Origin of the sequence: Pseudomonas sp. HY2-MNA-CIBAN-0224, assembly GCF_040310285.1 — a bacterium.
Classification (GTDB): Bacteria; Pseudomonadota; Gammaproteobacteria; order Pseudomonadales; family Pseudomonadaceae; genus Aquipseudomonas; species Aquipseudomonas helleri.
In genome coordinates, this window is record NZ_JBEOPQ010000669.1 from 1 (window position 1) to 259 (window position 259).

At 41.3% G+C, this 259-nt stretch carries 1 pseudogene; it reads right to left on the reverse strand.

The window, feature by feature from the left end:
• A pseudogene (locus AAEZ03_RS27990) lies at positions 1-259 on the reverse strand (sodium:proline symporter); the annotation flags it as partial.

The window sequence follows — 259 nt, forward strand, 5'->3', positions numbered from 1 at the left end:
TAATGAACCAATGACCAAAATAAAGAATAAGGCAATAAAGACCGGATGCAGGTACATACTGACCATTTGTGGAATCAAGTTGTTCATATTGCCATCAAGTGGTTCGATGCCAATGGTCAAAGCCATTAAGCCAATCATACCAAGCCCAATGACGATACCGGCATAACCGACTGTGGCGGTAACAAATGTCGCCTTAATTTTAGTTTTATCAATGGCAAATAAGCGCTGGGTAATGGTTTGATTACCGATAGCATAGGCC